The sequence below is a fragment of the Streptomyces sp. NBC_01775 genome (assembly GCF_035917675.1).
GTDB lineage: Bacteria > Actinomycetota > Actinomycetes > Streptomycetales > Streptomycetaceae > Streptomyces.
The window spans coordinates 4,927,825-4,946,134 of sequence record NZ_CP109104.1; the positions used below are offsets into that span (position 1 = coordinate 4,927,825).

The following is an 18,310-nucleotide window of genomic DNA, read 5'->3' on the forward strand; positions in this document are numbered from 1 at the left end:
AGAGGATGGACTCACCCAGGCATCATAAGGGGCATGCCTTCACCTGATCAGATCGGCCGGTACCGAGTGGACCGACGCCTCGGCTCGGGCGCTTTCGCTGTCGTGTGGCTGGCCCACGACGACCGGCTTGAAGCTCCCGTAGCGGTTAAGGTGATGGCCGAAAACTGGGCCTACCGGGTCGACATCCGCGAACGGTTCCTTGCCGAGGCCCGGCTGTTGCGCAAGGCGACAGCCGGGGGAGTCGTGCAGGTCTTCGACGTGGGGGAGATGGACGACGAACGGCCGTACTTCGTCATGGAGTACGCCGATCGCGGCACCGTCGCCGACCGCATGGCCGAGGGACCGCTGCACCTGAACGACGCGCTGCGCCTCACGGCGGAGGCGGCGCGCGGGACGCAGGCGCTGCACGAGGCCGGGGTGGTGCACCGCGACATCAAGCCGTCCAACGTGCTGCTGGCGGGCGGCGGTACGGCCGGACGCGAGCGCGTGCTGGTCGCCGACCTGGGGCTGGCCAAGAACCTCGCGCAGGCGTCCGGGCTGACCGTGGTGGCGGGCTCCAGCGGCTACATGGCGCCCGAACAGGCCGAGCCCTTCGACGGAATCGACGCCCGCGCCGACGTCTACAGCCTCGGCGGTGTGCTCTACCACCTGGTGACCGGCAAGGTGCCGGGGCCGCCGGGGAAGGTGCTGCCGGTGGACCAGGTGCGCCCTGAGATACCGCCCCAGGTGAGCCGCGCCGTGGAGCGGGCGATGGAGCCCGACCGCGAGCGCCGCTGGAAGACCGCCGCGGCGTTCGCGGACGCGCTGGACCGGATCGGGGGCATGGAGACCAAGGCCGCCGAAGCGGCTGCCGCGGGGCAGACCGGGACCGTGGAGCTGATGGTGCAGCGCCGCTTCGCGGCGAAGCGGCGCCGGGTGGCACCGCAGTCTCCGGCCCCCTTGCCGCCCCCGACGTCGGCGTCTCAGGCGCCCCCGGCGTCCCCGGGGTCCCCAGGGCCGTCCTCGTCGTCGGAGGAGCCCTCGGACGCGGTGCCGCCTTCGTACGGTTCGCAGACGCCCGGGTCGCAGCACCCGTCGCCCTCGTCGCAGGGATCGCCGTCGTCGCACTCGTCGCACTCGTTGTCGAAGGAGCCGCAGGACGCGGTGCCGCCGTCGCACGCGTCGCCCGTCCCTGACCCGTCGTCCCGGGAAACGCCTCGCGGAACGTCCCAGGGCTCGCCTCTCCCGGGCCCGCCGTCGAAGGGGTCCCCGGCTACGGATCCGTCGTCACAGGGGGCATCCCCCGTGCCGTCGTCCACCGTCCCGGACGCCCCGTCACCGGCTCCGGAACCGCCGTTTCCGGAGCCGAGGCCCGCATGGTTCCAGCCACCGGCTGAGCCCTCGTCAGGAGCGTCGCCGTACAAGGCATCCGGGGCCTCTTCGCCGGTCCCGGAGCCCGCGTCTCCGGCGCCGGAGCCGACAAAAACCTGGTCCACCGCGGCGTTCCGGAGCTCGTCGCCCGAGCCGCCTCCCCCGGGGCCGCGGCTTCCGGCGTCGGAGCGGGACACGAAGGCGGACGACTCCTCGTCGTCCAAGGCGGCGTCGCCCCGCTCCCGGAAGGGCCGGCGCTGGCTGGTGCTGGGGCTTGCGGTGGTGGTGCTCGCCGCGTCCGGGGTCGGCGCGGTGTGGCTCAAGGAGCAGGGCGAAGCCCCGCCGAACGCGGTCGACGACGTGCGGGTGAAGGACTCGACCGGGCGGATCAGCGTGAAGGTGCCGGGCGCGTGGGCGGAAGAGACGGTCAATTCTGGCTGGAATCCAGCCATGTTGGGGCTGTCGGGCCAGCACGCTCCCGGGCTGACGATCGCGCAGGACGTGAGCCGCTGGCAGGACCTCACGGCCTCGGTCAGCGGCGTCTTCGTCGGTGTCGGCTCCGGGAAGACCGAGAACGTGCCGAACGCGGAGGAGACCAAGGCCACCGTGGCCGACAAGGTGGGGAGAATCAGCCATAGCGGCTGTAGCTACACCGGGAGCCGTGACGTCAAGGAGAAGGCGTGGCGGGGGAAGGTGCGAAGCTGGTCGTCGTGCGACTCTCCGGGCCACTCCCTGGAAGAGATCGGACTCGCCTCCACCCGCAGGGGAGGCCCCTCGGTGTACATGCAGATCCGGTGCGACGAGGACTGCTCCGTGCGAACCGAACAGGTGGTGGAGAGCTTGCGGGTGAGCGCGGCGGGACGCAAGGAGAAGGGCGGTTCCTAGACGCTCCTGCCCTCGCGCGGTGCGGCACTCGCACATGTGAGATAGATCTCACTTCCGCCGAGAACCTTTCTCGCGAAGTCCACCGACCCGTAAACGACCTGTTCGGGGCAGGGGTGCACGCTGAAGGGGTACATCGTGGCTTCTCGGGAGACGTCCTGAAAGCCGCGACACGGAACGACAGGGAGTACGGCAGCGATGACACAGGACGACGGCATAACGGCGACCGGGCGGCAGTCCGGCGCGCGCGGGAGCGTCCGTCCGAGGCTGCGGGTGAGCCGTACGGCCGCCGCTGCCACCGCCGTACTGGCGGCGGGCACGCTGCTGGCCGGGTGTGGTGAGCCGGACCCCAGCTCCATGGGCCCGCACCGGGTCGAGGGACAGGCCGCGCCGGCCGGCGGCGACAGGACGGACAAGGGGCTGCACGACAAGAAGGGGGAGGGCAAGTCGGGCAGTTCTCCCGGCGCCCCCTCCATGGGCCAGAACTCCTCCGGCGCGTCCTCCGCCGGCGGCGGGGGCGACTCCGGCGGAAGCGGCGGCTCCGGCGAGGCGAACGGGGGCCTTGCCGACGGCGGCGCCGACGGCGACTCGGGCTCCGGCTGCCAGTCCGCGGACCTGGGCGCCCGTTTCGGGCCCCAGCACTCGGGTGCCGGCCAGGAGAACTTCTCGCTCGTGCTCACCAACAACTCCGGCAGGACCTGCACGCTGCGCGGCTACCCGGGGCTCGCCTTCGTCAACAGCGCCGGCCAGCAGGTGTCCGTCAACCCGCAGCGCGCCGGCGGCAGTGTCGAGAACGTCTCGCTCGCGCCCGGCGCGAGTGCGTGGGCGCCGCTGTCGTTCGCCAACCCCGCGATGACCGGCGTCAGGACGGTCGCCCCGGACCGAGCCCGGATCACCCCGCCCGACCAGACCCGGGCCATCGAGACCGACTGGACCGGCGGCCCGGTCACCGACTCCGACGAGGGATCCGTCCCGAAGCTCGGCCCGCTCTCCCCCGGCGTGGGCAGCTGACTCAAGGCCCGGCCCGGCCCGGCCCGGAGCGGGTCGGCGTGCGGTCGGCGTGCGTGCCGCGGCCTGCCGTGGTCCGCTGGGGGCCCGCGGCGCTCAGGGGCGGTGCAGGGTCGCCGTCAGCGGGCCCTCCGGACGGAGCGTCACGGCAAAGGCGGGAGCGGGCTGCGGGCCCGTGAACCGGGGAACGTGGTGCGGCAACAGCGCCTCCAGCAGCACCTGCATCTCCCGTAGCGAGAAGTGCTGCCCCAGACACGCGCGCGGCCCGACCCCGAAGGGGTGGTACGTGCCGGGACGTGGCTTGGCCGCGAAACGGCGCGGGTCGAAGGAGGTCGGCGCCGGCCACCACGCCGGGTCGCGCTGCGTGAGATACGGGCACACCAGCACCCGCGTACCCGCCTCGATCGCCTGCCCGCCCAGCTCTGTCGCCACGGCCGCGTGCCGGGGCACCAGCCAGACCGAGGGGTAGAGCCGCAGCGCCTCGCCGATCAGCGCCTGATACCCGGCGGCTCCCTCGCGCAGGGCCCACTCCCGCCACCGGGGGTGGCGGTGCAGCAGGAGGTGGAGCCAGCTCAAGGTGGTGGCCGTCGTCTCGTGCCCGGCGACGATCAGCGTCACCAACTCGTCCCGCAGCAGCTGGTCGGGCAGGTCGACCAGACTGTGCAGAATCCCCGTCTTCGCCGCCGGAGCCGCCTCCCGCGCCGCGGCGACGGCCCGCGACGCGACGGCGTCGATCCGCGCGAGCGCCGCCGCCTGCTCATCGCAGCCGCCGATGTCCGGGTCGCCGCTCCCGCCGCTCCCGCCGCTTCCGTCCATGCTGCCGCTGCCGTCTCGCGGTGTGCTGCCCATCGTGGGGAGGGCGGCCACCACCGTGTCGATCGCGGCCAGTTCGCGGTGCGTGTGCGCGTCCAAGGGGGTGCCGGTCAGGAGGCGCCAGATGGTGTCGAGGGCGAAGAAACGCATGTCCTCGCCGATGTCGGTCGGCTCACCCGTGTCGGCGAGGGCGTCCCAGCGGCGGGCGAGGCGCTGGGCCGCGTCGCTGATGTGCCGCTCGTAGCGGCGGACGGCGGGAGCCGTGAAGTGCGGCTGGAGCGTGCGGCGCTGGCGCTTCCACGCGTCGCCGGTGGCGACGATCAGCCCGTCGCCGAGGAGCGAACGCGCGCGGTGTGCCTGCTTGGTGTAGTACGCGGCGTCCTGGACGAGGACCCGCCGCACCTCCTCCGGCCCGGTCACCAGGACCGCCCGCTGGGAGCCGAGCCGCACTTCGCTGACGGGGCCGCGCTGCCAGGCCGCGTACAGGTGATTGATGAGCGCCGTCATTGACATAACGCAGCGCATCCTATTCGATGCGCTGCGTGCCCAAGCAGGGTGCGGGGATGCGGGGCTGTCCGGGTGAACGGGCCGCCCGGCGAGAGGAGTCACGGGTGCCCGAACAGGTGGACTACGTGGACGCCGACGACCGCCTCGTGCGCAGCGGGCCGCGCGGCGGCGCCGCCCGCGAAGGGCTGCACCATCGCGTGGCCGCCACCGTGCTGACCGCCCCCACAGGTCCCCCGGACCACGTACTGGTCCACCGCCGCCCACCCCACCTGACGGTCCTGCCGGGCCACTACGACGTCCTGGTGGGCGGCTCCGTCCGCGCGGGCGAGTCCTACGGCGCCGCCGCCGCCCGGGAGTTGGCGGAGGAGCTGGGCGTACGCGCGGCCCACGGCGGCCCGCACGAGCTGTGGCGGGAGCGTGTCGAAGGCCCCACCGGCCCCTGCTGGCTGGCAGTCCACCATGCCCGCCTCGCCCCTGACGAGGAGCTGCGCCCGGACCCCCACGCCATCGCCTGGCACGCCTTCGTCCCCCTGTCCGGCCTCGGGCTCCGGGCCGGCCAGCCTCTCGTCGCCGCCGAGGCTCCCTTCGCCCCCTACGCCCCCTTCGCCCCCGTCGGCCTGCACGTCCTGCGGGCGTTGGCGCATCTCCTTCCGGCTCTTCTCCCCCCGGATTCTCAACCGCCGGCCTCCGGCGGCAGTCGCGCGAGGTGTGCATGATCACTGCTGGTGTGTACGCGGCGCCGGTGCCGCTCTCCCCCGTGCCCGCACGGCTGTTGGCCGCGCAGGCACGGCTGGCGGGCCGGGTGAGGGCGAGGGTGGGGGCGGACGGGCTGGTGGCGGCGCCGTGTGAGAGCCGGGTGCTGGAGTCGGCGCTGCTGCTCGGACTCGTCAGGGGGCTCGCTCCCGGCGACCCGGCGTGCGACCGGCTGACGCGCTACCTCAAGCACGCCCTCGACACCGATCCGCCCGATCCGGTACAGAGCGCCGTGGCGCGCGCCGTGCTCGGCGAGGTGGTCGCCGGGCATGCCGACACCGAGCGGATGATGGCCCGCTTCCCGCACTTCACGGCCGGGCGCAAGCGCCTCATGTTCCAGACGCTGCTGGCCCACCTCGGCGCCGCGCCCTGGCCCGCGCTCCCGCTCGTCCGCTACGCCGAGTACGCCGCCTCCGGCCAGCAGTCCTGGCTGGGCCTGGAGATGGCCGCGCTCAAGGTGCTCGCCGCGCACGGCGCGGGCCGCACCGCGGAGCTGGGCCCCGGCGATCTGGACGCGCTCGCGCCCGCGCTGCGTCCGGGGCCGGTGTGGGAGGCCAACCACCTCGCGCGGCTGCTGGGCCTGCTCGCGCTGTGGACCGATCCCGGGCGCCGTACGGAGACTTCGGCCGCCATCAGGCGCGTGACGCGGGAGCTGCGGCCGGACGGCGGGCTGCCGTTCATCACCGGCATGGACCTGTTCGCCACCGTCACCGGCGGGCTCGCGCTGACCGCCGCCGGGTACGGCGCCCACGCCTCGGTACGGCGCATGGCCGACGCCGTGGCGGCGCGGCAGCACGCCGACGGCGGCTTCGGCTTCACCCGGGGGGTGCGGCAGAGCGACGCCGACGACACCTCCTACGCCCTGGAGTTCCTGCGCGCCACCGCGCCGGGCCGTCATGTCCGGGCCGTCGAGGCGGCCGAGGACCACCTCGTCGCGCTCGCCAACGACGACGGCGGCGTGCCCACGTTCGCGCGCGGCGTCGAGTCGGAGACGGCGATGACCGCGGGCGCCGCCAACGCGCTGGCGCCCAGCACCCGTCCGGGCCCTCGCCGCACCGCGGAGGCCGCGGCCCGCTTCCTGGCCCGCGCCGCCGAGGAGGCCTCGGAACGGGAGGGTCCGGGCGGCGCGCTGCACGAGCGCAGCTGGAGCCGCAACGTCACCAACGCGCTCCACCGCACCGTGCTGGCGTGCGAGTCGCTGACCCGTACCGGCCTGGACGTACCTCGCGAGCGGCTCGCGGGGCTGCGGGAGCGGCTGCTGTCCCAGCTGGTGGAGCGGCGGCTGCCCGACGGCGGCTGGGGCCACGAGGACACCGGCCCCAGCGACCCCATCAGCACCGCCTACGCCGCTGTCGCGCTCAGCCGTTCACGCGAGCACGCGCTCGAACTGCGCTCCGCCGTCGACTACCTGGCCGACCGGCAGCGGCCCGACGGCGGCTTCACCTCCGTGCCCGACCAGGCGGGCCCGCGCCCGCTCCTGTACGACGCGCCCGCGCTCGCCGACATCTGCGTCCTGCTGGCCTGGGGCCACGCGCTCACCACGCCGAGCGCCGCGCCTGCCGGGACCAGCGCCGCGCCTGCCGGGACGGGTGCCGCGCCTGCCGGGACGAGCGCCGCCTTCACAGCGCCGAACGGGGGCCTCACAGCGCCGAGTGCCGTCGCTCCACGCGCAGCCGCAGCGCGAGAGGCACCTGCATCGTCCGCAGCCGCGCCCTGGGAGGCTTCGCGTCCGCCGGGGTCAGCGTCCAGCGGGTGAGGACGGCGCTGGTGGCGACGGCCAGCGACGTCAGCGCGAAGTGGTCGCCCAGACACTTGCGCGGGCCCGTGCCGAAGGCCAGGAAGGCGCGGTCCCGTGCCGAGGGACCGCGCTCGGGCCAGCGTTCGGGACAGAAGCGCTCCGGCTCCGCGAAGGTGCCCGGCGCGTGCTGGAGCTGGTGCGGGCTGAAGTAGAACTCCGTACCGGCGGGGAAGCGGTGGCCGCCCAGCCGCACCTCGCGCACGCTGGTGCGCAGCAGCATCCACAGCGGTGGACGGCAGCGCAGCGTCTCCACCGTCGCCCGCCGCAGCAGCGGCATCCGCTCCAGGTCCTCCAGCGTGACCGGCCGCTCGCCCGCCACCGCGTGCAGCTCGTCCCGGATCCGGTGCTGGAGCGGCAGGTCCCGGCTGAGATGGTGCAGTTGCCAGGCCAGCGCGCTGACGCTCGTCTCCGTGCCCGCCATCAGGAGCGAGACGAAGTGGTCGCGCGCCTCCTCGTCGCTGGCGGGCCCGTCCCCGTGAGGGCTGGTCTCCAGCAGCGCGGCCAGCAGCCCGGAGCGCTCGTCGGCCGCGTAGGCGCGCGCCTCGGGCACGGCCGCCACGCACGCCTCGCGCAGCGTGCGCAGCGAGGCCTCGAAGCGGCGCCGCAGCAGGACCCCGGCTTGCGGGGGCAGGACGGTGCGCAGGAACAGGTCCTCGATCAGCCGCGCCGACGCGATCGCCAGCCGGTCCACCTCGACGGTGGACAGCACGGGCAACAGCGTGCGCACGGCGGTGCGATGGGCGTACAGGACGCTGTCTCGTACGACGTCGACCACGCCGCCCGAGGACCAGGCGTCCGCGATACGCGCGGCCTCCAGGTGCATGGCGGGCACGGCCGCCGCGATCCGCGCGCGGCGGAAGACGGGCTGCATCCGGCGCCGCTGGTGCGGGTGCTTGGCGGCCGAGGCGGTGACGAGGGTGTCGCCGAAGATCGCACGCGCGTTCCGGTAGAACTGCCCGCCCTTCTCGAAGTCCCCGGCGCGGGTCACCAGCACCTCGTGCACCAGGTCGGCGTCCGTGAGGAGATAGCTGGGCCGCCCCCACAGCCGCAGCCGGTGGACGCCCTCTCCCGAGCCGGACGCGGCGCACCGCGCCAGCCAGGCGAGCGGATCCCGCAGAAAGGCGGCGGCGTGCCCCAGCACCGGCAGCGCGCCGGGAGCGGGCGGAACACGCGGAACACGGGCGCGGCGCGGGGCCGACGGCGGGAGGGGCGTGGTGGCGCTCTGGGACGACAAGGCTTCTCCTCGGTGACCGGCGGGACCAGCCCGGGGGCGAGCTGCTCCGAACGGACTTCACCGGGGCGCCACCGGCGGCGTCCCCGCCCCGAGTGCCGGGCCACTCCCGCGGGTGAAGCTCTTCACTCGTCCGAAGTGCGGTTCGCTCCTTGGTGTTTGGAGGCGCTCCGGTTTTTGCTGTGATGGCCGGGTTATGCCCCTCGAACCCGCGCCTGCCCCGGGCGGGCTCCCTCTCCTCGGCCACGCGCCCCGGATGCTGCACCGGCGGCTCGCCTTCCTCGAATCCCTGCGCGAGCTGGGTCCCGCCGCCACCATCCGGCTGGGCCACGGCACCGCCACCGTGCTCAGCGACCACCGGCTGGTGCGCGACGTCCTCACCGCGCGCGCCGCCGATTTCGGCCTCAGCCCGCACTTCCGCGTCATGAAACGGATCATCGGTAACGGCCTGCTCGCCACCGACGGTCCCTTTCACCGCCGTCAGCGCCGACTGCTGATGCCGGCGCTGCGGCACGCCCGGCTGCGTGCCTACGCCGAGACGATGTCCGAGCTGACCGAGCGGCGCCTGGAGGCGCTGGAGGAGGAGCGGCAGCCCATCGAGACGGACCGGATGCTGATGGCGCTGGCCACCGAGAACGTCACCCGCTGCCTGTTCTCCTCCGGCATCGACGAGCGGCAGGTGGCGTGCGTCGCCGAGGCCGTGCCCGTCCTCATGGAGTGGGCGGGCAGCCGGGGCATGGACCCCACCGGACTGCTGGCCCGTCTCCCGGACCTCGTCAGCCCCCTCAACCGCCGCTTCCGGCACAGCATGGCCGTGCTGGACACCGTCGTCGGCGGCCTGATCGCCGCCCGCGCCACCGGGCTTGAGGGTGCCGCGACGGACGGGCCCCCGGCGGACGGATCTCCGGCGGACGACTCCCGGGGGGACGAGGGCCCGCACGGCGATCTGCTGGACGCCATGCTGCGCGCCGCCGACTCCCGGACCGGTGCGCGGATGCCCCGCCGCCAAGTGCACGACGAGGCCATGTCGTTCCTGATCGCGAGCACCGAGTCCGTCTCGCGCACGCTCACCTGGGCCCTGCACCTGCTGGCCCGGAGCCCCGAGGCACGGCGTGCGCTGTACGCGGAGGCCGACACCGTGCTCGCGGGCCGCACCGCGCGCTGGGCGGACCTGCCACGTCTGACGTACACGCGCGGGGTGCTGAGCGAGGCGCTGCGCCTGTATCCGCCCGGCTATCTCATCTCCCGTACCGCCGTGCGGGAGACCGTGCTGCGCGCCGAGGGGCTCGGCGAACTGCCGCTGCCGGCGGGCGCGATGGTGATGTTCTCCTACTACGCGCTCCAGCGTGACCCGAAGCTCTTCCCCGACCCCGCGGCCTTCCGGCCCGAGCGGTGGACGGGTGCGGCCGAGGTGACGTCCGATGCGCCGACCGATGCGCCGACCGATCCGCCGACCGACGTGACGGCTGATGTGACGGCTGATGTGACGGCTGATGTGACGGCGGACGTGGCGGCCGAGGTGGCGGAGGGGCGGCCGGACGCGGGGGCCGGGCCCGTACCGCCGGTGGAGGGCCCGGCGCGGGAGGCGTTCTTGCCCTTCGGGCTCGGCCCGCACGGCTGTCTCGGCGAGGGCTTCGCCTGGACGGAGATGACCCTCGTGCTGGCATCGCTGGCGGCGCGCTGGGAGCTGCGCGCGGTGCGCGAGCGGCCCCCGCGCGCCGTCGCCGCGTTCTCGCTGAGCTTCGACGACGCCCGGATGACGGCGGTGCCCCGGGTGCCGGGCCCCCGTAACCCACCCCACAGGCCCCGTAATTCACCACACAGAGCCCCGTAATTCACCCCACAGGGCCCCGTAATTCACCCCACAGGAAGTGACATGACCGTCGAGGAACTCAAGGCCGTGCTGGTGTCCATGGGAGTGGACGAAGCGCTGATCATCCCGGACGCCGTACGGGAGGAGGTGGGCCTCGACTCCCTGGGCATCGCCGAACTGGCCCTCGTCATGCATCAGGAGAAGGGCATCCCCGTCACCGAGGAGGAGCTGCACGGCGCCGTCACCGTCACCGACGTCGTCGCGCTGCTGGACCGCCTCGCGACGCGCGCGGGTGTCCATACGCCGGGCGGAACGGCACGGGACGGTTCCGTACCGGTGCGGGGCACGCACGCGCGTACCGCCGGGACCGGCGGTGCCGCGTGACGGAGTGGGGCGCCGCTGACGTCGCCATCACCGGTCTCGGCATGCTGACCCCCGCGGGCGACGGCGCCGAGGCGACCTGGGCACGGGTGGGCACGGGCACGCCGACCTCGGTGCTCGTTTCCGGCTTCGGCCCGGAGCTGGGCGGTGACGTGCGGCGCGGCGGCGGGCCGGAGGGCGGGTCGGACAGTGGGCCGGACGGCGGGCCCGTCTATCTCGCCTGCCCCGCACCCGAGTTCGACCCCGCGCGGCTGGGCCAGGCCCGCACCCGCAGGCCGGACCGTGCGGTGCAGCTCGCCCTGCTGGCCGCCGAGGAAGCCGTACGCGACGCGGGCTGGTGGCCGCAGGGCGCCCAGAGCGCCGAGCCGCCGGACTGGGGCGGTGCCCGGGTGGCCGTCGTCATGGGCTCGGGCGCGACGGGAGCCCACACCTACGAGGCGCAGCACCGCGTCCTGCTGGCGCGCGGCCCCTCCGCGATGTCGCCGTACGCCATGCCCAGTTCGCTCGGCAACTCCCTGGCCGCGCAGCTCGCCGTCGCGCTGCGCGCCGAGGGCACCAGCTTCACCGTCAACACCGCGTGCGCGGCGGGCGCGACGGCACTGGGAACCGCCATGGACCTGCTGTTGCTCGGCCGCTGCGACATCGCCGTCGCCGGTGGCGCCGACGCGGGGCTCACCCCCTTCCAGGTCGCCGGGTTCGACCGCATCAGGGCACTCTCGCGTCGCTACGACGAACCCGCCACCGCCTCCCGCCCCTTCGACGCCACGCGCGACGGCTTCGTCATCGGGGAGGGCGCGGGGGTGCTCGTCCTGGAGCGGATGGCGGACGCGGCAGCGCGCGGCGCACGGGTGCGCGCGCGGCTCGCGGGCTACGGCGCGGCCGGTGACGCGCACCATCCCGTCAAGCCCCGCCAGGACGGCGCCGGAATCCGCTCCGCCGTGAGCGAGGCCCTCGCCCGCGCGGGAGCGGACGCGAGGGACGTCGACTACGTCAACGCGCACGCCACCGGCACCCCCCTCGGCGACAGCGTCGAGGCGGCGGCCCTCGCCCGGCTGCTGCCGCACGAGCCGCCCGTCTCCTCCACGAAGGGCGTGACCGGCCATCTGCTGGGCGCCGCGGGGGCGGTGGAGGCGGCCCTCACCGTGCTCGCCGTCGAGTGCGGCGGCGTACCGCCGAACGCCAACCTCACCAAGCCCTCGCCCGAGTTCACGCTGAACCTGCCGACGGCGGCTCTCGACCACAAGTCGGGCCTGGCCCTCTCCGTCTCCGCGGGCTTCGGCGGACACAACGCGGCCCTCGCCCTGGCCCCCGCGTGACCGCCCGACGGAGACCGGGGCGGGGACCGGGGCCTGGACCAGGGCCTGAACCCACGAACTGACGGATAGAACGGATAGAACGGATAGAGAAGCACGCCATGACCGAAGCGCTCCCGCCTCCCCGGCCCGCCCCTTCGCTGACCGCGCCCCGGCCGCTGTCCGTACGCGACCGGCTGATCCTCGACCTCGCGCGGCGCGGCCCGGACAGCTCGCTGCACCTGGGCGGGCTGCTGCTGTTCGCGGGCCGCCCGCCCCGTACGGACGAGCTGGCAGCCCAGCTGGCAGCCCGGGTGCTGGCGGCGCCCGAACTCACGTACCGCCTCGTCGAAGGGGGATCCGGGGGGCGGCCCGACGGCAGTCGGCCCGGCCGCGGGCGGTCTGTCGGCAGGCGGCCCGTATGGGTGCCGGACGCCGCCTTCGACGTACGGCGGCACATTCACCGGGTCACCGTGCCCGGCAGCGTCCCGCGCGATCCCGACGCCACCTTGCGCGCCGTGCTCGACCAGCCGCTGGAGCGCGACCGTCCGCTGTGGGGCGTGTGGCTCGTGGAGCGGGAGGGGAGCCGGGGGGAGCGGGACGGCCGAGGTGAGCGGGGCGGTCCGGGTCAGGGTGGTCGAGGGGAGGGCTTCGCGCTCTGTTATCGCGCGCACCACGCCTTCCAGGACGGCCGCGCCGCCGTCGAGACGATGGAGCGCCTCTTCGGCCCGCCGCCCCACCAGCGCACCTCCCCCCTCGGCGCGCAACTCGCCACCGCACCCGCGCGCGGGGACTGGGGCCTGACCGTGCTGAAGGACCTGCTGCCCCCCGTACGGCCCACCGCGAGCTGGCCCGCGCTGACAGCTCTGACCGGCTCGACCGCACCCGGCACGGACGCCGGACGGACTGCGGGAAGGGGTACCGGACGGGTGGCCGTCACCGGATCGTGTGATCTGGCGCCGCTGCACGCCGTCTCGCGCGCCACCCGCGCCGGCATCACCCAGATCTGTCTGGCGGCCGTCACCGCCGCGCTGCGCGCCTGGCACCCGGACGCCTGGGCCGGCGACCCGGCCCTGAGCCTGCGCGCGACGTTCGCCATCAGCCTCCGTACGGCCGACGATCCGCTGCGGCTGCTGGGCAACCACGGCGGGGTGGCCACCGTGCCGCTTCCGTGCGGGGAGCCCTCGCCGATGCGCCAGCTCGCCCTCCTCCAGCGCGAGGTGACCCACGCCCGGCTCAGCGCGGTCGGCCGCCGGCACCGGGTGCTGTTCGACCGGTTGCCGTACTGGTGCGGGCGGATCGGGCTCAGCCGTGGTATCGACCCGCGCTATGTGCCGCTCACCCTCGCGGACGTACGGGCCCGGGCGCGGCTCACCTGGGCGGGGCAACCGCCGGTCGCGTTCTTCCCCGTCCCGGTCTCGGTGCCGGGCCAGCCGCTGTTCATCGCCTGGACGACCTACGGGGGACAACTGCACGCCACCTTCGTCGGGCACTCCGCCGTACCCGGTATCGAGGCGCTGCCCGCGCTGTGGAACGCGGGGCTGGCGGCACTGGCCGCCGGCGCGGAGTCGCTGCCCGCGGCCTCGCCCGCACCGGGGTCGGGGCCGGGCGTGGGGCCGGACGTGGGACCAGGCGTGGGGCCGGATGCGGGGCCGGATGCGGGGCCCGCCCCGGCCGAGGAAGGCGGCCCCGCCTCGCACTGACGTCCGGGTCCCCGCGTGCGAACCACGACACCCGGACCACGACACCCGGACCGCGACGTCCCGACCACGCCATCCGGACGACACCGTCCCGACCGCACCGTCCCGACCGCACCGTCCCGACCAATGCCCCTCCCGACTGGCCGAGTCCCGCCCCCCAGGACAGATTGGGACAGTGCGGGTGAACGAAGCGGATGCAGCAGCCGAGCGGCGCAGGAACAGGCTGCGCCGCTACGCGCGGCTGCTGCCCGCGGTCCTCGTCCTTGTGGGCGTCGTCCTCGAACTGGTCACTCCACGGGACGCGACGTTCTCCGCACCGTTCGTGGCGGCGCCCCTGGCCGCCGCCGCGCTGCTCGGTCTGTGGGGAACGATCACCACCAGTTTCCTCAGCTTGGTCTTCCTCGCTGGTTTCCTCCTGTTCCGCGACTCGACGATCGGGAGCCTGGAGACCCAGACCAGGATCGCCACCGGGGCGACCGTCGCCGTGCTGGCCATCGGCGTCAATCTGCTGCTGCGCCGCAGCAGCGACCGGCTCGCCTCGGCACGCACCATCGCCGAGGCCGTCCAGATCGCCGTCCTGCCCTCCCCGCCCGCCAGCCTCTCCGGGCTCGCCCTCGCGGTCCGCTACCGCGCCGCACAGGCCAACACCCGCGTCGGCGGCGACTTCTACGCGGCCGAGGAGACCCCCCACGGAGTGCGGCTGCTCATCGGCGACGTACGCGGCAAGGGGCTGGGTGCCGTGGAGGCCGTGGTCATCGTCGTGGGCGCCTTCCGGGAGGCGGCCGAGCAGGAGGCGAACCTGGGCGGGGTCGCCGCCCGGCTGGACCGCGCCCTCCAGCGGGAGGGCCGAAGACAGCTGGGCACCGCGCAGTACGAGGGCTTCACCACCGCCGCGCTGGTCGAGATCCCCTGGGACGAACACGGGAACACGGCCGGCTCGCACGTCATACGGATCGTCAACCGGGGCCATCCAGGGCCACTGTTGATCAACCGAGGGAGAGCCACCCTCCTGGAGCCGTCCGTCCCCGCCCTCCCGCTCGGCCTGACCGAGCTGGGCGTGTGGCCCGACCACACCGACGAGTTCCCCTTTCCGCCCGGCTCCCATCTCCTCCTCTACACCGACGGACTGTCGGAGGCGCGGAACGCGAAGGGCGACTTCTACGACCCGGTCAAGCGGCTGGCGCACAGCTTCTTCGCCCATCCCGGGGAGCTGTTGGAGACGGTCCTCGCGGATGTCGAGTCCCACACGGGAGGGGTGTCGGCCGATGACATGGCCCTGCTCGCCGTCGCCCACCAGAAGTCGACACACGTCACGCTACGCAGCGATACGGACTAATTCGGGTGACGGAGCGTCCCAATTGATCCTGTGTTGCCCGAAAAGCGTCGGCCGCTGTGACTACTAATTAACGGGAACAGCTTGGAATCAACGGCTCGCTTCTATTAACGTCCGATAACGCAGCGCGGTTGTCACTGTCGTCACGAGAGACGGCACCGTGCGCCGTCGCCGAATCCCGCAAGCGGGGCACCACGAGGCACAGTTCGCCAGCGCGAGTCACAACTCGACAGCGCGAGCCGCGACTCGACAAGCAGCACCGCAGCGTGGGAACCGGGGAACCACCCCTTCTCGTCCGCACAGGACGCGAAGGATGGGGTGAATCGGACGGCCTTGCGCCCCGGCGCGAGGACGCCCGTAGGAGACCTTCCTGCTCCGAACCCGTCAGCTAACCCGGTAGGCGAGAAGGAAGGAAAGGAGAGCGCCCCCGTGGCGTCCAGGTCACAGAGGCATGCCCCCGAGGTCTCGTACGACCCGTACCTCGACGACGGCCCCCCGTCCGCTCCGTACGACGCGTACGGACCGTATGACGTGCACGGACCGTATGACGCGTACGAGACGGCCGGCGCGTACGAGACGGCCGGCGCGTACGGCACCCCCGGTACGTACGGCACTTCCGGTGCGTACGGCACCTCTGCTACGTACGCAGCCGCCCAGCGGGCAGGTGTGGGTGCGGGTGCCGGGGCCGGTGTCCACGAGCCTTACGGCGTACGGGAGTCGGCGGACCTGCGCCAGACGATCGGTATGCGCGAGACGCTCGGGGCGCGCGAGCCGGTCGGCGTGCGCGAGCCGCTCAGCATGCGCGAGACGGCCGGTGCGCCGGAGGCCTATGGTCCGCATGAGGCCTACGGCCCGCGTGACAAGGCCGGAAACGGGACCGCGACCTGGACCGGAAACGGGCCCGGGGCCGGGACCGGGACCGGCGACGAGGCCTGGGAGGAGTGGAATCCCACCGAGGAGTCCCTCCGTCCGCTGCGCGGCCGGCACCGCGTGGGCAAGCAGCGCTCCGGCGGTGTGGCCCGCAGTGGCGCGGTTCTCGGCGTCGGCATGATCGCCGCCGTCGGCGCGGGCGGCATGGCTACGGCCCAGGACAAGGACCCCGCCGCCATCTCCATGCCGGATGTGTCGTCGGCGACGGGAGCCGTGAAGAACCTCCCCGAGCACCTGCCCGACGCCAAGCAACTCCCCGGCGTCGGCGACCTCATATCCGACGGCGACTCCGACGGCACCGACCCGGTGGCTGCCGCCGCCGCGCACGCGCCCCTCACCCAGGCCGGCCTCTCCGCGGACGAGGCAGCCGAGGGCAAGACCGACGCGGGCGAGGCCCTGCGCGTCCGCATCCTCGCGCAGGCCGAACAGCAGCAGTCCGAAGCCGACGCCACCGCCCGCCAGGAGGCCGCGCAACAGGCCGCCGAGAAGGCAGCCGCGGCAGCCAAGAAGCAGGTGGCGGCCGACAAGAAGGCAGCGGCCGAGCGCAAGCGCGAGGCCGCCGAGGAGAAGAAGCGGAAGGCGGCGGCCGAGCGCCGCGCCAAGCTCGCCCGCGAGTACACAGCGCCCCTCGCCTCCTTCCAGCTCAGCGCCGGCTTCGGCCAGGCGGGCGGCATGTGGCAGAGCGACCACACGGGCCAGGACTTCGCGGCCCCGAACGGCACCCCCGTCAAGGCCATCCACTCCGGCACCATCAAGGAAGCCGGCTGGGCGGGCTCGTACGGCTACCGGATCGTGCTGAAGCTGAACGACGGCACCGAGCTGTGGTTCTGCCACCTCTCGTCGATGACCAAGTCCGCGGGCGACAAGGTCGGCACCGGCGATGTCATCGGCAGAGTCGGCTCCACCGGCAACTCCTCGGGCCCGCACCTGCACGTCGAGGTGCGCCCCGGCGGCGGCGACCCGGTCGCCCCGCTGCCGTGGCTGCGCGACAAGGGCGTGAACGTGTGAGACGGCCGGACGCCGACTCCTGCTGACCCCGACTTCCGCCGACCCCGACTTCTGCTGAGGGCCCGTCCGCCTCCGTCCACGGACCGTGACTTTCCACGGATCGTGAGCGTCCACGGATCGTGACGGTGCCCGCCCACAAACCCACGCCGCCGCCTCGCACCGCCAGCTGAGGCGCCGCACCGCACCTGAGCCGCCCAGCCGGCAGGAGGGGAGGAGGCGGCGGCGCTCGGGCCCCGAAGCGCCGGCGCGGGCGGTGGCGGCGCGGGCGGTGGCGGCGCTGGTGGCGGTGGCGGTGGCGGTTACGAGCCTCGGCACTCCAGACCCCGGCGGTCCCGGTGAACACCCCCCGACACCGGGACCGCCGGCCTCACTCCCGAGGGGCTCCCGCCCCGGGCGGCGGTGCTTCCGGTACGGCGTGCGCCGTCGCGTTACGGTCGCAAGCATGCAGATGAACGCCGACTTGAAGATCGGACAGCTCTCCGTCTCGCCGCTCGCGCTCGGCGGGAACGTCTTCGGCTGGACCGCCGACCGGCCCACTTCCTTCGCCGTCCTCGACACCTACACCGAGGGCGGCGGCAACCTCATCGACACCGCCGACGCCTACACCGCCTGGGTCGAGGGCAATTCGGGCGGCGAATCCGAGACCGTCATCGGCGAGTGGCTCGCCTCCCGCGGCTCCTCCGTACGCGAGAACGTCGTCATCGCCACCAAGGCCGGCCGCCACCCCGACCACATGGGCCTCGCGCCGGCCACTCTCAAGGCCGCCGCGGAGGACTCGCTGCGCCGCCTGGGCACCGACCACATCGACCTCTACTACACCCACTTCGACGACGAGTCCGTCGAGGTCTCCGAGATCGTCACCGCGCTGGACGACCTCGTCAAGGAGGGCAAGGTCCGCGAGATCGCCGCCTCCAACATCTCCCCCGCCCGCCTGCGGGCCTCCCTCGACTTCAGCGACTCCGCGGGGACCGCGCGCTACGTCGCGCTCCAGCCGCACTACAACCTCGTCTCGCGCGACACCTACGAGGGCGAGCTGGAAGAGCTGGCCCGGCGCGAATCCCTGGCCGTCCTGCCGTACTTCGCGCTGGCGGCCGGCTTCCTCACCGGAAAGTACCGCCCCGGCCAGCAGGTGCCGGAGGGCGCCCGCGCGGGCAGGGCCGCGCAGCACCTCGCCACGGACCGGGGCCAGCGCGTCCTGGCGGCCCTCTCCACCGTCGCCTCGGCCCACCAGGTGCCCGAGGCGACCGTCGCCCTGGCCTGGCTCGCCTCCCGCCCCACGGTCACGGCCCCGATCGCCAGCGCCCGCACCACCGAACAGCTGCCGACCCTGATGGCGATGAGCGACCTACGCCTGACGGACGACGAACTCCGCCTGCTGACAGACGCGTCGGCGTAAGCGGTCCGGCGAGGCCCCTCTTCCCCGGGCCGGGGCCCTTCCCAGGCCCCAGGCCCGGGGAAGGCCCCTGGCCCAGGGGGAGGCTCCCCGGCCCAGGGGAGGGCGGCGGCCCAGG

13 protein-coding genes and 1 riboswitch are annotated in these 18,310 nt (G+C 74.0%); of the genes, 11 read left to right on the forward strand and 2 right to left on the reverse strand.

What is annotated here, in order from left to right:
* Positions 1 to 33: 33 nt before the first annotated feature.
* Both OHB04_RS21965 and OHB04_RS21970 read left to right on the forward strand, forming a co-directional pair.
* Positions 34 to 2,235 carry a serine/threonine-protein kinase gene (locus tag OHB04_RS21965; protein ID WP_326808092.1) on the forward strand — a complete coding sequence of 734 codons (2,202 nt, stop codon included), beginning with the start codon at positions 34 to 36 and terminating at the stop codon, positions 2,233 to 2,235.
* A 195-nt stretch (positions 2,236 to 2,430) separates the two neighbouring features.
* Entirely contained in the window at positions 2,431 to 3,243 is an 813-nt protein-coding gene (locus OHB04_RS21970; RefSeq protein ID WP_326689414.1) for a DUF4232 domain-containing protein, read from the forward strand.
* A gap of 93 nt (positions 3,244 to 3,336) precedes the next feature.
* On the opposite strand, the gene OHB04_RS21975 is transcribed toward OHB04_RS21970, so the two are convergent.
* A complete protein-coding gene (locus tag OHB04_RS21975; protein ID WP_326808093.1) occupies positions 3,337 to 4,566 on the reverse strand; it encodes a cytochrome P450 in 1,230 nt (409 codons plus the stop codon).
* Between the two features lie 98 nt (positions 4,567 to 4,664).
* On the opposite strand from OHB04_RS21975, the gene OHB04_RS21980 reads away from it, so the two are divergent.
* On the forward strand, positions 4,665 to 5,276 hold the full coding sequence (locus tag OHB04_RS21980; protein ID WP_326808094.1) for an NUDIX domain-containing protein: 612 nt from the start codon (positions 4,665 to 4,667) through the stop codon (positions 5,274 to 5,276).
* Positions 5,273 to 7,069, forward strand: coding sequence for a prenyltransferase/squalene oxidase repeat-containing protein (locus OHB04_RS21985; protein ID WP_326808095.1), 1,797 nt, complete (start codon positions 5,273 to 5,275; stop codon positions 7,067 to 7,069). The genes OHB04_RS21980 and OHB04_RS21985 overlap by 4 nt, the downstream gene beginning before the upstream one ends.
* Here OHB04_RS21985 and OHB04_RS21990 read toward each other — a convergent pair.
* Entirely contained in the window at positions 6,954 to 8,345 is a 1,392-nt protein-coding gene (locus OHB04_RS21990) for a cytochrome P450 (protein WP_326808096.1), read from the reverse strand. The genes OHB04_RS21985 and OHB04_RS21990 overlap by 116 nt on opposite strands.
* 193 nt (positions 8,346 to 8,538) lie before the next feature.
* On the opposite strand from OHB04_RS21990, the gene OHB04_RS21995 reads away from it, so the two are divergent.
* The 7 genes from OHB04_RS21995 to OHB04_RS22025 all read left to right on the forward strand — a co-directional run bounded on the left by OHB04_RS21995 (position 8,539) and on the right by OHB04_RS22025 (position 18,195).
* Positions 8,539 to 10,176: a cytochrome P450 gene (locus OHB04_RS21995; RefSeq protein ID WP_326808097.1), complete on the forward strand. Its 1,638-nt coding sequence runs from the start codon at positions 8,539 to 8,541 to the stop codon at positions 10,174 to 10,176.
* Between the two features lie 42 nt (positions 10,177 to 10,218).
* The gene (locus OHB04_RS22000) at positions 10,219 to 10,539 is read left to right on the forward strand and encodes an acyl carrier protein (RefSeq protein ID WP_326689420.1); all 321 of its coding nucleotides are present in this window, start codon (positions 10,219 to 10,221) and stop codon (positions 10,537 to 10,539) included.
* Complete coding sequence (locus OHB04_RS22005; RefSeq protein ID WP_326808098.1) at positions 10,536 to 11,852, forward strand: beta-ketoacyl-[acyl-carrier-protein] synthase family protein; 1,317 nt, start codon at positions 10,536 to 10,538, stop codon at positions 11,850 to 11,852. The genes OHB04_RS22000 and OHB04_RS22005 overlap by 4 nt, the downstream gene beginning before the upstream one ends.
* Before the next feature lie 98 nt (positions 11,853 to 11,950).
* Positions 11,951 to 13,531: a wax ester/triacylglycerol synthase domain-containing protein gene (locus OHB04_RS22010; RefSeq protein ID WP_326808099.1), complete on the forward strand. Its 1,581-nt coding sequence runs from the start codon at positions 11,951 to 11,953 to the stop codon at positions 13,529 to 13,531.
* A gap of 178 nt (positions 13,532 to 13,709) precedes the next feature.
* Entirely contained in the window at positions 13,710 to 14,864 is a 1,155-nt protein-coding gene (locus OHB04_RS22015; RefSeq protein ID WP_326808100.1) for a PP2C family protein-serine/threonine phosphatase, read from the forward strand.
* A gap of 244 nt (positions 14,865 to 15,108) precedes the next feature.
* Positions 15,109 to 15,278: riboswitch (cyclic di-AMP (ydaO/yuaA leader) on the forward strand.
* Positions 15,279 to 15,659: 381 nt separating this feature from the next.
* Positions 15,660 to 16,799: a M23 family metallopeptidase gene (locus tag OHB04_RS22020; protein WP_326692841.1), complete on the forward strand. Its 1,140-nt coding sequence runs from the start codon at positions 15,660 to 15,662 to the stop codon at positions 16,797 to 16,799.
* Positions 16,800 to 17,241: 442 nt separating this feature from the next.
* Positions 17,242 to 18,195 (forward strand): aldo/keto reductase, encoded by a 954-nt coding sequence (locus OHB04_RS22025; protein WP_326689423.1) that lies wholly within the window; start codon positions 17,242 to 17,244, stop codon positions 18,193 to 18,195.
* Positions 18,196 to 18,310: the final 115 nt, after the last annotated feature.

What these genes read in the sequence shown, in the direction of transcription:
- OHB04_RS21975 (WP_326808093.1), bottom strand. Translation starts at nt 4,566, where the DNA reads ATGTCAATGACGGCGCTCATCAATCACCTGTACGCGGCCTGGCAGCGC.
- OHB04_RS22020 (WP_326692841.1), top strand. Translation starts at nt 15,660, where the DNA reads ATGCGCGAGACGGCCGGTGCGCCGGAGGCCTATGGTCCGCATGAGGCC.
- OHB04_RS21970 (WP_326689414.1), top strand. Translation starts at nt 2,431, where the DNA reads ATGACACAGGACGACGGCATAACGGCGACCGGGCGGCAGTCCGGCGCG.
- OHB04_RS22010 (WP_326808099.1), top strand. Translation starts at nt 11,951, where the DNA reads ATGACCGAAGCGCTCCCGCCTCCCCGGCCCGCCCCTTCGCTGACCGCG.
- OHB04_RS21965 (WP_326808092.1), top strand. Translation starts at nt 34, where the DNA reads ATGCCTTCACCTGATCAGATCGGCCGGTACCGAGTGGACCGACGCCTC.
- OHB04_RS22000 (WP_326689420.1), top strand. Translation starts at nt 10,219, where the DNA reads ATGACCGTCGAGGAACTCAAGGCCGTGCTGGTGTCCATGGGAGTGGAC.
- OHB04_RS22025 (WP_326689423.1), top strand. Translation starts at nt 17,242, where the DNA reads ATGCAGATGAACGCCGACTTGAAGATCGGACAGCTCTCCGTCTCGCCG.
- OHB04_RS21995 (WP_326808097.1), top strand. Translation starts at nt 8,539, where the DNA reads ATGCCCCTCGAACCCGCGCCTGCCCCGGGCGGGCTCCCTCTCCTCGGC.
- OHB04_RS21985 (WP_326808095.1), top strand. Translation starts at nt 5,273, where the DNA reads ATGATCACTGCTGGTGTGTACGCGGCGCCGGTGCCGCTCTCCCCCGTG.